Annotated in this window: 2 protein-coding genes; both read left to right on the top strand. The window is 71.1% G+C overall.

Going from position 1 to position 15,037, the window contains the following annotated elements:
• Positions 1-1,718: 1,718 nt before the first annotated feature.
• Positions 1,719-5,717, top strand: a complete 3,999-nt coding sequence (locus ACGFQC_RS21460; protein ID WP_363092874.1) for an amino acid adenylation domain-containing protein — start codon at positions 1,719-1,721, stop codon at positions 5,715-5,717.
• Positions 5,714-15,025, top strand: coding sequence for an amino acid adenylation domain-containing protein (locus ACGFQC_RS21455; RefSeq protein WP_363092875.1), 9,312 nt, complete (start codon positions 5,714-5,716; stop codon positions 15,023-15,025). Before ACGFQC_RS21460 ends, ACGFQC_RS21455 begins: the two co-directional genes overlap by 4 nt.
• Positions 15,026-15,037: the final 12 nt, after the last annotated feature.

Below are 15,037 nucleotides of genomic sequence, written 5' to 3'. Positions count from 1 at the left end.
CTCACCCACCACATGGCCGGCGGCACCGAACTCGCCACCCTCAAACACGAACTGGCCCAGGTCCGCGGCGTCGACGTCGACGAACTCCCCGAGGACCCCGACGAATCCGAGGACAAGGACCTCACCGCACCCATCGCGGCCACCGCACCAGAAGGCGTGTGAGGGCCGTGCCGGCGAGTGACGTAGGGGTCATTACGAACAACGCCGACGACTGCCCACAAGGCGATCACCGCCGCCGACGAGGCCGCCACCACGGTCACCGGCCGCGAACACGTCCTTCCCTCCTGCGAGCGGGGCACCGGACTTCCCCCGGACCGGGTGCCCGGCCACGTCGACCTGTGACGGACCAGCGCCGGCGAGCATGACAGCGTCGCGGGAACGTGACGCACGACCGGCGAGGGCACCGACAGCGCCCTCGCCGGTCGGTCTACGACACCTTCAGCGCCGACCGCCGGCTGCCCCACTGATCGACGCTCGACCCGTCGACGGCGTCGTCCCGCACCCCGCGACGGCGCCTTTGTCCTGCCCACCGCAGCAACCTCGGCGACTGCGGCTTGGACTGTTCTCCACCGCAGCCCCGCTCATTCGCACTGCTGCATCATCTGTTCCCCAGCATCGCCGTGCCCTCCGTGACCCTGCGGGCCACCCCGTTCGACTGGCCGCGCCGGGGAGGGGCGGGCCGGAGGCCTGCTCCTCACCACTGGTCGCCACCGCCTCCGCCTCGCCAAGCATGGCCTTCGGCCCGACGTGGTCCCCCATGCCCTGGACCGGCTTCACGCCCTCCCGAACCCCAGCCGACCAGTACGTTCCCATCCCTGCGGGCAGCACCAGCCCACCGGAGCCGTGGAACCCGGCGCATGCCCGACGCGACAGCCGGGCGCTCAACCTGCCCAGACCTCGAGAATCCCCACCAACACCCACCACAAAGAGGCCGTCAGCAAGCTGACTGGTCGAGGCCAGCCCGCGCTTGCGTCCTCGCCTCGCCATCAACACTCCCTAACGATCAAGAAATGTCGCGACAAGCGTCAGAACTCAAGCGTCCCCCTCTCCCGCTGGTCCACTTCTCAGCCGTCGCCGACAGAGTGGATCACTCCTGGTTCGCCGAGGACGACTCCGTGGTGATGACCTTGCGATGGCCTTCTGTCTCTGGATACGCCGTCCCCGACGAGGAGGGCGCGGCACGACCGAAGTGAACCATTGGCCTCATGTGGTCCGCTATCTTCAGGCAAAGCCCTTGATGTCGCACGCCGAACGCAAACAGCATTCCGCCACCGAATGGGTGTGGCGTTGGTCACGGTTGACCATCCAATCGGAGCGCACTTAGCATCGACGGAAATGAGCCACCGCACGGGCGGCCGAATAAACAGGAGCGTCCGCAATCGCTACTCCGCGTGCACCTCGCGCAATTCCATGGAGCCCGGGCAGGCAGATGGCGATTCCCAGAAGCCGGCGCGAGGCGCCGCCGAGTCCGTGAAAGTCCGGTCCGAAATCTGGAACAGCACGGCCTCCGCGCTGTTCGCCCAGCAGCGCGGCCAGAGCCTGAACCAGGCTGTTCAGCTGATTCTCCCGGCTGGGTCCCCGCCGAAGGACCTGGACCCGTAGGCATTGCCTTCAGGGCGCACTTTGATTACAACGCACACATTCCGGACGTCAGCCTGACGGCTCCGGGAACGTCGGAACCGATTTCCGCCGCGTTCTCTTCTCGTGAAGGGTAATCCGTGTCTTTACCCCGAATCGCAGTCAGTAATCATTCCGGCGAAGAGAGAAAATCCGCGCCTTTGTCACTGGCGCAGGAACGTCTGTGGGTCATGGCGCGCATGGACGGAGACGCCAGCGCCGCCTACAACGAGCCGATGCCCTTCGATATCCGGGGACCGCTGGACCGGGACCTGCTCATCGAGGCGATTCATCTGCTCGCGGCCCGGCACGAGGCCCTGCGCACCCGGCTGGTCCCCTCAGAGGGTTCGGCGCTTCAAGTCGTCGATCCGCCGGACACGTCGTTCCCGGTGGCCTTCGAGGATCTGACGGGACTGCCGGACGCGGCCGAACGGTTCACGCGAATACGGCTGGAGGTGGAGAGCACCCCGTTCCGCCTGGGCGAGGAACCGATGGCGCGCGGCTGCCTGGTGGCGCTCCAACCGGACCACCACGTACTGATACTGGCGGTGCATCACATCGTCTTCGACGGCTGGTCCCGCTCCCTGCTGCTGAGAGAGCTGGGCCAGGTGTACTCCGCGCTTCAGCAGGGGCAGGAGGCCTCGCTGCCCGAACTGACATGGCAGTACAGCGACTACACGCGCTGGCAGTGGGAGTGGATGTCGGGAGACGAGCCGGTCTCGCACGCCGACTACTGGACCACCGCACTGGCCGACACCCCGGCCGTGATCTCCCTACCCACCGATCGGCCCCGCCCACCCCAACAGGACTTCCACGGCGACCGGTTGTCCGTGACCGTCGACGAGGACCTGACGCGGGCCCTGCGCGCGCTGGCCTCGGACAACGATGTCTCCCTCTACGCGACCGTCCTCACCGGCTGGTCCGTGCTGCTGTCCTTGCTCTCCGGGCAGGACGACATCGTGGTCGGCGCCCCCACGTCGAACCGCCGACGCGGTGACGTCGAGGGTCTGATCGGCTTCTTCGTCAACACCCTCGCCCTGCGCGCGGACCTCTCCGGCTCACCCAGTGTCAAGGATGTCCTGAAGCGGGTGAACCAGCGGATCCGTGACGCCCTGGGGCACGTCGACCTCCCCTTCGAGCGAGTCGTCGAACTGGTCAACCCACCGCGTAGTCCCGCCTGCACAGCCCTGTTCCAGACCATGTTCGCCTGGGTCCCCTCCATGCGGAAGGAACTCGAACTTCCCGGTTTGAAGGTCGAGTTGCGGGATGACGCCGCCCACGTACCCGCGAAGTTCGACACGGTCCTGGCCCTGGCCGACGAAGGCCGGCACCTCACCGGGGAGATCGACTACGCGGTGGCGCTCTTCGACCGGGCGACGATCGAACGGTACATACGTCAGTTCCTCCGCGTGCTCCGTCTGATGACCGAGCAACCCGACGCCGGGATCGCCGACCTGACGCTGCTCGACGAGGACGAGCAGCGGGCACTCCTCGCCACCTTCAGCACAGGGCCCACCGTGACCGACCAGGCATCGCCGGGCGTGCTGGAGCGCTTCGCCGCGCAGGTCCGCGAACGACCCGCGCAGTGTGCGGTAGTGGCCGATGACACGGAGCTGGACTACGCGACACTCGACCGCCGGGCCAACCGTCTCGCCCATGCGCTCATCGCGCGCGGTGCCGGTCCCGACCGTGTGGTGGGCCTGCACGCCGGACGTACGGCCGAACTCGTCGTCGGGGTGCTCGGGATCCTCAAGTCCGGAGCCGCCTACCTGCCCCTCGACCCCGGTCAGCCCCCGGAGCGGCTCACCGCCATGGTGAGCGACGCCGCAGCGGTCCTCGTGCTGACCGACCAGGGGGACACCGCGGACGACGACGGACAGCCGTGGGAACACCTGGCGAAGGTCGAGGCAGAGGGGACGCACGACGAGGCACCGGCCCTCGACACGGACCGGACTCGGCTCGCCTACGTCATCTACACCTCGGGGTCGAGCGGCCGGCCCAAGGGCGTGGCGGTGACGCACCGCAGCGTCGTCAATCTCCTCGATCACTGGCGCGAGCTCATGGGGGATGCCCCCGGCGAGGCGTCCTCGGCCTGGTCGAGCATCGGTTTCGACGCGTCGGTGCACGAACTCCTCGTCCCGTTGACCACCGGCGCCGTGCTCCACCTGGTTCCCGACGAACTCCGCGGGGACCCAGGGGCATTGCTGGACTGGATGCGTGCACGCAAGGTCACCCAGGCCTTTCTGCCCCCGTCCTACGTCCTGTGGATCGGCGAGGATCCGGCCGTGCGCCTGGCCGGATCGAGCCTGCGTCAGCTCCTCACCGGAGTGGAGTCCCTGCCTGAGAGCACCCTGCACCGCATGCGTGAGCTGATGCCCGGCCTGCGCATCTGCTTCGGCTACGGACCGACCGAGGCCACGCTCTACTCCACCGCCTACACCGACCCGCAACCGTACGAGCGGTCGTGTCCCATCGGGCGGCCGCTGCGTGGCACGCGGCTGTACCTGCTCGACGACCGGATGCGCCCGGTACCCGTGGGAGTTCCCGCAGAGGTCTACCTCGGCGGAGCGAGTCTGGCCCGTGGATATCTGAACCGCCCCGACCTCACCGACGAACTCTTCGTGCCCGACCCCTTCGTCCCCGGTGAACGCCTCTACCGCACCGGCGACCTGGCGCGTTGGCTGCCGGACGGCAACGCCGAGTACGTCGGCCGCCGCGACGACCAGCTCAAGCTGCGCGGCTTCCGTATCGAACCCGGCGAGGTCGAGGCGGCACTGCTGGCGGTCCCCGGGGTGCGGGAGGCCGTCGTCCTGGCCGATCGCGACACACCCGGTGGCCCTCACCTCGTCGCCGGCGTGGGATGTGACGCCGAGGCCGCGCGGATGCCGTACGAGTGGCGCGCGGCCCTCGAGGACCGCCTGCCCGACTACATGATCCCCGCCGTGGTGGCCGAGTTCCCGCGACTTCCGTTGAACCGCAGCGGCAAGGTGGACCGGACAGAGGTGCTGCGCGCCGCGGCCGGAACCCGTGCGGGGCGGGTCAACACGGCCGCGCCCCGCGACCATGTGGAGATGGCGCTGTACCGGATCTGGCGCGGGGTGCTGCTGCACCCGGACATCGGCATCGGTGACAACTTCTTCGAACTGGGCGGCACTTCGATATCGGCGATCAAGATGGCGTCCGCCGTCCAGGAGGAACTCGGCGTCGCCCTGCCCGTCCGGGCCGTCATGCTGCACCCCACCATCGAGGCGCTCGCCGAGCGGGTGCGCGCGGGCGGCGGGGATGCCACGCGGTCCACGGAACTCGGCAGCCTGGTCGAACTGCGTGCTGGCGGCGGCCGACAGCGCGTGGTGTGTGTGCACCCCGCCGGCGGCACCGCGTTCTGCTATCTGCCACTGGCCGCCGAACTGCCCCACGATGTCGGCGTGGTGGGGCTTCAGGCGCCCGGCATCAATCCCGGCGAGTCCACCCTGCCCGGTGTCGAGGCGATGGCCGAGGAGTATCTGCGGCTCGTCGTTCCCCGCGCCGACGAGGCACTGGTGCTGTGCGGGCTCTCCTACGGCGGTCTGATCGCGTACGAGATGGGCCGCCGCCTGACGGCGGCCGGACACGGGAAGGTGAGCGTGGTCCTCCTCGACACCCACGGCGCCCGGGACGACGAGCGGCGCGCCGTGATCGCGCCGGTCGGCATGGCGGAGTTCCGGGAGAAACTGGTGCGCTTCAACGGCATGTACCCGGGTATCGACGACGACCAGGTGGCCCGGTACCTGAACGTCTACAACCACCATCGCGAGACGGCGCGCGACTACGCCGTACCCGAATCACCCGCCCGTGTCGTACTGATGCAGGCGACGGCCGTGGAGGACGAAGACGCGGACGTCGAGGGTGCCGCCGCTCGTCTGCGCGCGTTCTGGCGGCATCGCGTCAGCGGTGAGTTCGTGGTCGAGCCGGTCGCCTGCGGTCACTGGGACATGTTGGAGAGCGACGAACTGCCCCGCGTCGCCGCCGTCCTCATCGCAGAACTGCACCGGCTGACATCCGGCCCCGGCCAGGGCGAGACGGAGCGCACCACACCTTCAGGTACGTCGGAGGCACGATGAAACCGCGCGTCGAAACGTCCCCCACCGACGTGGCCGAGGACGTGAGCGCCCCGACCGGGATAGCCCTCGAGATTCACCGCCGGGCTCTTCGCACACCACACGCCGAGGCGGTCGTCGACGGCGAAGTCAGGCTCGACTACGCGACGTTGAACGTGGCAGCCGCCGCCGTCGCCCAGGAGCTGGGGCGCCGGGGCGTCACCGCGGGGCAGGCCGTGGCGGTGGCGCTGCCGCGGTCGTGGCGGCTGCTCTGCGTGATGCTGGGCGTTCTGCGGCTGGGAGCGCATGTCGTGCCCCTCGACACGCAGAGCCCTGCCGAACGCCGTCACTTCATCCTCCGGGATTCCGCCGCGGTCGCCCTGGTGCATCAGACGATCGAGAGCGTCACCGGGCTGCCGCAGGGCGTGAAGGCCCTCACCGTGGACACCCTTGTGCCCGAACTTCCGGACGTCGCCGAAGCCGTAGAGGAACCATCCGTCCCCGGCGAGGTGTCCTTCCTGTTCTACACCTCCGGAACGACGGGGCAGCCCAAGGGAGTCGAGGTCCGTGACACCGGAGTCCGGCGACTGGCACAACCGGGCTACATCCGCGTCGAGCCCGGTCTGCGCTATGCCTGCCTGGCCAATCCGGCGTTCGACGCGCTGAGTTTCGAAGTCTGGGTGCCCCTGCTGACCGGTGGCTGCTGCGTGGTCCTGAGCGACGGGGACGCACAGACTCCCGAGCGGCTCGCCGCGGCGCTGCGGCGCGGGCGCGTGGACACCGTCTTCATCACCACGGCGCTGTTCAACGCGGTGGTCACGGCTGTGCCGGACTGCTTCGCCGCGGCCGGCGAGGTCCTTGTGGGCGGTGAGCAGCTCAACCCCCGGGTGATACGCCGCTGGTACCGGGACAACGCCGCCAGCGGCACCCGTCTGTTCAACATATACGGGCCGACGGAGTCCACCACCTTCGCCCTGTGCCATCCGATCCCGCGGGACTTCGACGGGGACGTGGTGCCGATCGGTCGGCCCCTGCCGCAGAGCGGTGCGGTCCTGGTCGTACCGGGCCAGGAGCGGGTCGCCGCGCCCGGTGAGGTCGGCGAACTCCTGCTGAGCGGAGCCGGACTCGCCGTCGGATACCGCAACCTTCCCGAGGAGACCGAGCGGCGTTTCGTACGGCTGCCGTGGCTCGACGGTGGCGAGGAGCGGTACTACCGCACCGGTGACCTCGTACGGGCCGATGACCAGGGTCTGGTGGAGTACGTCGGACGAATCGACCGCCAGGTCAAGGTCCGTGGCTTCAGGATCGAGCCCGGCGAGGTGGAACTGCACGTTCTCACCCACCCCGCGGTCCGGCGGGCCCACGTGTGCACGCGCCGCGCCGGCCAGGAGGGGCCCAACGAACTGCTGGCGTTCGTCGTCCTCGGCCGGGCGCTGTCCTACGAGGAGTTCGACAGCCACCTCGCGACCCACCTGCCCGCCTACATGCGCCCCCACCGGGTCCACCTCGTGGCCGAGCTGCCGCTCAACGCCAACGGCAAGGTCGATCAGGCCGCCCTGTTGCGGCGGGCCGGCCGGCCCTGGCGGCCCGCCGCCTCCGCATCCGGCGGACCGGCCATGACGGAGACGGAGCGCCGGGTCGTCGAGCTGGCCGAGGAGGTACTCGGCACCACCGGTCTCGGGCCCGGTGACCGGTGGATCGCCAGCGGCGGCGACTCGCTGAAGGCGCTTCGGTTCTGCTTCGCCGTACGACAGCGCTGGGGCCGCGAGCTGACGCAGGCGGCCGTCCTCCACGGCGACCTGGCCGCCGTCGCCCGGTGCCTGAGCACAGTCGCTCCCGGCGAGGAGAGCACCCTGCCGGCACCGGTGGTCTCCGGTGCCCGGTCTGCGCCCGCCACCAGCGAACAACAGCGGCTGTGGCTGGTGCAGCGCCGCGCCCCCGGCTCCCGGGCCTACTCCGTCAACCAGGCCTTCCGGGTGGACGGACCCGTCGACACCACTGCCCTGCGGGGGGCGCTGCGCAGCCTGGTGGCACGTCACGAGGCACTGCGGACGGGCTTCGGTCTCGGGCCGGACGGCCTGGAGCAGACCGTCGGCGAGCCGTACGACCCCTGGCACGAGCCGAAGCCCCGGCAGTCCTGGAGCGAGCAGGAAGCGCACGCCTTCGCCGACGCCTTCTTCGCCGAACCCTTCGACCTCGCCGTCCCCCGCCTGCTCCGAGCCTGCTGGCTGCCGCGTGACGGCGGCGGCACGCTCCTGCTGCACCTGCACCACATCGCCGTGGACGGCTGGTCGTTGAGCATCCTGTTGCAGGACCTCTCGGCCGCCTACGCCGAAAGCGGCCGGCCCGAGGAACCCGCTCCGACCCCGCTGGACTTCGCCGTCTGGCAGAGCGACCGGTTCGCGAGCACGGCCTACCAGGTGCAGCGCGACGAACTGCTCACGTTCTACCAGGGTTTGGAGGACCCACAGGAGCCGCTGCCCGCCCAGGAGACGGGTCCGGCACCGCGGGCGCACCTGCTGCACACGTCGCTCGACGTCGCCCGGCTGGCCCAAGTGGACGAGCTGTGCGCCGAGTTCGGACTGACCCGGTTCCAGGTCCTGCTGACCGTGTTCTCCTGGTGCCTGTACGGCGTGACCGGCCTGGTCCGTCCGCGCATCGCCGCCCCGGTCGCGGGCCGCCCCGTGCGCGAGTTCGAGAACAGCGCGGGCATGATGGCGAACACCGTGCTGCTGCCTCTGACCGTCGCGCCCGGTGAGGACCTGCGCTCCCACCTCGCCCGCACCAGGACGGTCACAGGGGAGGTACTGGGACGTCAGGACGTGGCGCTCACGGACGTCCTGACCGGCTGGGAGGCCGTCGGCGACAGCACACCGTTCGACTTCCTGTTCGTCCTGGAGAACACCGACTTCGGGGCGCTGCGGCTGCCCGGCTGCGCCCAGCGCCCCCTGTGGTGGGCGGCACCGGAGGCCAAGTGCCCGATGACCGTCTCCGTGGTCGAGCACGCGGACGGCTGCGACGTGCTGTGGGAGTACGCCGCGGACCGGTTCGCCGGCGAGGCCGTCGAGGCGATGGCGGAGCTGTTCCGGCGGGGCGTGGACGCGCTCGCGGCCGGTGGCCGCTCCACCGCCCGTGACCTCGTCGTGCCGTACCGGCGGTCCCTTCCGGAGCACGGGCGCGGCCCCGCCCCGGAACCCGGCTTCACCACGGTCGCCGAAGGCTTCGGCCGGCAGGTCGCCCGCGCTCCGGGCGCCCCCGCCGTCGTCACGGCCGACGGCGGCGTCCTGAGCTACGCGGCCCTCGACGCCCGTGCCGCGGCCCTCGCGACGGAACTGGCCGACCGCTATCCGATCCCGGCCGACGGCAGCCCCTGCCGGGCGGCCCTGTACCTGGACCCCTCCGCCGAACACGTGGTGGCGCTGCTGGCACTGGCACGGCTGAACGTCACCGCCGTCCCCCTCGATCCCTCCTACCCTGCCGACGTGCTGCGCCGCGTCCTGGAAGAGATCGACCCGCTGTGCGTCCTGGCCACGCGGGACGGCTCGCCGACGCTGGACACCCTGCTCCCGGACGGCGTGGTGCGCCACCTGGTCGCACCGGTGGAACCGGCGCCACACAACGGCGACGGCACGAGTGCCTCGTACGGCGGGCACACGTATGACCGGCGCACGGTCGACGCGCCGGCACACGACGGCGCCCGCCCCCTGTACGCACTGTTCACCTCCGGCTCCACCGGCGTCCCCAAGGGCGTGCAGATCCACGACCGCACCCTGTGCGACCTGATCAGGTGGCAGTCCGGCCCCGGCGGTCTGACCGCCCCCGCGGCCACCCAGCAGTTCTCGATGCTGGCGTTCGACGTCTCCTTCCAGGAGATCTTCGGGACACTGTGCACAGGTGGCAGCCTCCAGCTCGTACGTCCCGAGTGGCGTCAGGACGCGCCCGTGCTCCTGGACCGGCTGGAATCCGCGGGCACCGAGCGGATCTTCATGCCCTACGTGGCCCTGCAACTGCTCGCCGAGTACGCCGTCCGTCTGAACAGGTACCCCTCCCGGCTGCGCGAAGTGGTCACCGCGGGCGAGCAGTTGGTGTGCACCGAGAGCATCCGGCGCTGGTTCGCCGGGCTTTCCGGCGCGCGCCTGTTCAACCACTACGGACCGACGGAGACCCATGTGGTCAGCGCCCTGTGCCTGGAGGGAGACCCTGGGCGATGGCCCGAGCGGCCCGCCGTCGGACGCCCGGTGGCCGGCGCCGACCTGCGTGTGGTGGACGCCCAGGGCGACCCGGTCCCGACCGGGTGCACCGGCGAGCTGCTGATCGGCGGCACCATGACCACCCGCTGCTACCTCGGCGAACCCGCACTCGACGACACCCGCTTCGTCGAACTCCCCGGCGCGGGTCTGTTCTACCGCAGCGGTGACCTGGCGTTCTTCGACCGTGCGGGCCTGCTTCACTACGCCGGCCGCGACGACCAGCAGATCAAACTGAGCGGACACCGGCTTGAACTCGGCTCCGTCGAGGCGGCCCTGCTGCGCCATCCGGCGGTGGTCAACGCGGTCGTCACCCGTGAGGGAGACCGGCTGACGGCCGGCCTGGAGATCCGTGGCGAAGCGCCGTCCGCCGACGACCTGACCACGCATCTGTCCGCCCTCGTGCCCTCCTACGTACGTGTGGACCGCTTCCGCAGACTGGAGGGACTGCCCCGCACACCCAGCGGCAAGCTGGACCGGCAGGCGGTCGTCCGGGCACCGGGGGAAGAGATACGTCGTTCCGCGATCGCCCGCACGGGCCTGTCGGCCGAGGAGGAACGCCTCACCACCGCCTTCGAGGAGGTCACCGGGTCGTCGATCGCACCGGACCAAACCTTCTTCGAGGCGGGTGCCTCCAGTCTCGCCCTGATGCGCTTCCACCTGCGCTGCACCACGGCACTCGGTCTGCGCTTCAGTGTCGCGGACCTGTTCGAGCACGTCACCGTCCGCTCACTGGCCCGCCACCTCACCGCCCCGCGGCCACTCACCCCGTCGGCCGCGAAGGACAACGGGACCCCCGAACCCGGCGAGCCGATCGCGGTCGTCGGCATGGCGGTACGGGTGCCCGGCGCCCCGGACCTGGCCGCCTTCTGGGAACTCGTGGTCTCCGGCGGCACCGGAATCCGCCGCATCGACGCGCCGGACGGAGTCGTCGGCGCGCACAGCACGCTCGACGGCATGCTCGACTTCGACCCGGGCCACTTCGGCATCAGCCCGCAGGAGGCCCGGCTGATGGACCCCCAGCAGCGTCACCTGCTGATGGCCGGGGTGCAGGCCCTGGCACACGCCGGAGTGGCGGACACCTCGGCCACCCGGGTGGGCCTGGTGGCCGGCGCGGGGGAGAACACCTACTTCCAGTCCCTGCTGCGCGAGGCCGACCCCGACCGGCTGCCCGACGGCTTCCAGCTCGCCCTGCACCATGAGAAGGACTTCCTGGCCACCAAGGTGGCGTACCACCTCGGGCTGACCGGCCCCGCCTTCAGCGCGCAGACCGCCTGCTCCAGCTCTCTGGTCGCCGTGCACCTCGCCGCCGGGCTGCTCCGGCAGGGCGAGGCCGACGTGATGCTCGCCGGAGGGGTCCTCATCGACCCCGGGCTGACCAGGGGCTACCGCTACCGCCCTCAGCACATCTTCTCCGCGGACGGCGACTGCCGGCCCTTCAGCGACGACGCCACCGGCACGGTCGGCGCGAGCGGCGTCGGCGTCGTGGTCCTCAAGACGCTGCGGCAGGCACGGCGCGACGGCGACACCGTCTACGCACTGATCACAGGCTCCGCGATCAACAACGACGGCGCGGCGAAGATGAGTTACACCGCGCCGTCCCTGACCGGACAGCGGGAGGTGATCCGGACCGCCCTGGCCCGCGCCGGACGCACGGGCGCCGACCTCGGCTACGTGGAGGCCCACGGCACCGGGACCCGGCTGGGCGACCCGATCGAAGTGGGGGCGCTGCGGCAGGCGTTCGACGTGAGTGAGTCCGGCCGCTGCGCTCTGAGCTCCGTCAAGAGCCAGCTCGGCCACATGGGCGCGGCCGCCGGTGTGGTGGGCCTGGTACGCGCGGTCCTCGCCGTGCATCACGGGACGCTCCCGCCCAACCTCAACTTCCGCGCCTTCAACCCGGAGATCGGCCCCGATCCCACTCCCTTCCACGTCCCGGCCGAAGCCACGCCCTGGCCCGGGGGACGCGAACGGGTGGCCGCGGTCAGCAGCTTCGGGATCGGCGGCACCAACGCCCACGTCATCGTGGAGCAGGACACCGCGCCCGGACCGGTGGCGGCCCGCGAGGTGCCCACGTGCCTCGTGCTGTCGGCCTCCAGCGCGGACGCCCTGGCCGCCGACGCCGCTCGGATCGCCGACTACCTCCACCTGCGCCCGGAGCGGTACGGGTTCGTGCTGCGTCATCTCCAGGCCGGGCGGGTCGCTCGGCGCCTGCGGACCGCGGCACCCGTGGCGGACGCCGCCGCGGCCGAGCACTGGCTGCGCGCGGTGGCCACGGGAGCGGTGCCGCCCGGTACCGCGGACCCGGACGCCGTACCGGTCTCCGCGGCCGGTCGCACGGCCCAGGACCTCGCCGAGGACTGGGCCGCCGGACGCCCCGTCGACTGGGGGGCAGGCCCCGCTCCGGCGCCCTGGGACTTCCCGCCCCCGTCCTTCTCCCTGGCGGAATACGACGTCGACCGACTGCCCGAGAGGCCGCGCGAGGCTCCGGACGCCACACCCCGGCGGCTGCCCCGCGAGAACTGGCTGCACCAACCGCACTGGGTCCGACTGCGCCGTGCCGCCGTCGCGGACACCACCGTGCCGGCCGGCCGCGCGTCCGCCGTGGTCGTCGTAGCCTCCGAGAGCACTCCGCGGGCAGCGTTCGCGCCCTTCGAGGCGGTGGCGTCGCGAGTGATACGGGTGCGCCCGGCCGGCACCTTCGCCCGCAGAGGACCGGACGCCTACGAGGTGGACCCTGCCGATCCGGCGTCCGTGCGCCGGCTGCTCGACGCGCTGTCCGAGGACGGCGTCCCGGCCTCCGCCGACACGGAGTGGGTGCACGCCCTGCCCCTCGGCGTGACAGGGCCGGTCGGTCCCGGCACCCTGGAACACGCCCGTCACACCTGCTTGGACAGCACGGCGGCCCTGGCCCAGGCGCTGACCGGGCGAAACGGCTCCCCACGCGTGTGGTGGCTGTCGTACGGCGCCCGGCCCGTGACGGGAACGGTGGACAGACCCGAACTGGCACTTCTCGCCGGGCCGGTCGAGGTCGCCCATCAGGAGTCCGCCCTGAACGGCCACTGGCTCGACCTCCCCGACGGCGACCTCACCCGCTGGGCCGGACACGTGGCCTCGGTCGTCGCCGAAACACATGGGGCCGGTCGTCCCGGCGGACCGGCCCTACCGCGCCAGCTCGCGCTGCGGCAGGGTTACTGGTGGCGGCCGGGCACCATACCCGTACCGGAGCCAGAGGGCACGCGGCCCCTCGTGCCGGCCGGAGCGGACACCGTCCACCTGGTGCTCGGCGGCACGGGCGGCATGGGCCGCGCCATCGCCGCCTGGCTGCTCGAGCACACCCGCGGTCGCGTCCTGTTGCTGTCGAGAGACCCGCGGCTGCCCGAGGAGTTGACCGGATGGCCCCACCGCGTCGGCCTTGTCCCGGCGGATCTCACGACCATGCCCGTTCACGAAGTGGCGGCGGCCGTCGCCGCTCACACGTCACGGCTGGACGGCGTCATCCACGCGGCCGGTCTCGGACACGGCGGGCTGCTCGTACGACGTGACGCCACCGCGATGCGCGACGCCGCCGCGGTCCGCGAGAGGGGCGCGCTCGTCGTCGAGCACCTGATCGGGGCCTTCCGCCCGGAGATCGCGGTCTACTGCTCCTCGATGTCCGCCTTGCTCGGCGGTGTCGGTCAGAGCGACTACGCGGCCGGCGCGAGCCTCCTCGACGGATTCGCCCACCACCGGGCCACCGAGACGGAGACGACCGTCCGGATCGGCATCGACTGGGACATCTGGCGCGAGACCGGAATGGCGACCCGGGTCCTGAACGCGGACAGCCGTCATCAGGCCCACCTCGCGTTCGGCCTGACCGTCGAGGAGGGCAAAACGGTCTTCGCCCATGCCCTGGCCCTGCAACTGCCTCAACTCCTCGTGTCCACCACCGACATCGATGTCTCCCGGGCCTTCTACGCTCCTGCCGGGATCGCGGACCGGTCCTCGCGCTCCGGATCGGTGCACCCGACGGACTCGGAGAAGGAGGCATCCGCCGCCGGCGGTCCCGGGGAGCGGGCGGACGCCATGGCCCGGGTGATCCAGGATCTGCTGGGCGTGGACGAACTGGACCCCGAGGACTCCCTCTACGACCTGGGCGCCGACTCGCTGACCCTGATCAGCCTGATCGCCCAGATCGAGGACGACCACGGCGTCGAGGTCGACCTGGCCTCCTTCAGCCACCGCGTCAGCCTCACGGAGGTCCTGAAACACATCGAGGCGGCCCTCACCTGCGCCGAGCCCACCACCGAGGCGGTCGCAGGCACCTCCCGGGTCGTCCTCGACATCTGGCAGGAGGGAACCGGTTCGGCCGTCCTGTGCCTGGTGCACCCCGTGGGCGGAGACATCCAGGCCTACCGCTCCCTGGTGGCGGCGCTCGGACCCGCACCGACGGTGTGCCTCATAGCCGACCCGGCACTCCGCGACGCCGAGATGCCCGCATGGTCACTGGCCGAGCGGGCTCATCACTACGACGCGGAGCTACGTGAGCGCTTCGACGGACCGGACCACCGGCTTCACCTGGCCGGATGGTCCTACGGCGCCCGTGTGGCGATGGAGATGGCGGGCCTCGCCGAGTCGGCCGGCCGGCCACCGGAAGCGCTCTACCTCCTGGATCCGCCACCGCCCCGGGCAAAAGCACTGGTCACCGCCTACGACGAGGCTCACCTGGAAAAGGTGTTCGCCGCCGAACTCGGCGCCGGGACCTCCTCGTTGCCGACCGAGCAGGCACAGGCGTACGCCGAGAGGCTGGCCCGCTGCTGCCGCGCGAACCTGCGCAGCCTCGGGGAACATCGCGTACGGCCGATCGTCTCCGTCCCCACGTATCTGTGGCTGGCCGAACACCCCACGGCGGGCATGCCCGCTCCCGCAGACCCTCAGGACCCGGACCGGCAGTGGAACGCCTGCCTGCCCCCGTCCGCCGTACGCAGGTATCTGCCCACGGACCACTACGGCATCGTCGCGGCACCCCACGTGGACACGGTGGCCGAGACCATCAGGGCGACGCTGGCGTCCCCGGGTGCCGGTGTCCGCGGGACCGCCGACCTGTAAACCCCACCCCGC

The sequence above is a fragment of the Streptomyces sp. NPDC048734 genome (assembly GCF_043198675.1).
Classification (GTDB): domain Bacteria; phylum Actinomycetota; class Actinomycetes; order Streptomycetales; family Streptomycetaceae; genus Streptomyces.
This window is presented reverse-complemented; position numbering and strand designations above follow the sequence as displayed.

Coding starts and splice junctions, on each gene's coding strand:
- ACGFQC_RS21455 (WP_363092875.1), top strand. CDS start 5,714: ATGAAACCGCGCGTCGAAACGTCCCCCACCGACGTGGCCGAGGACGTG.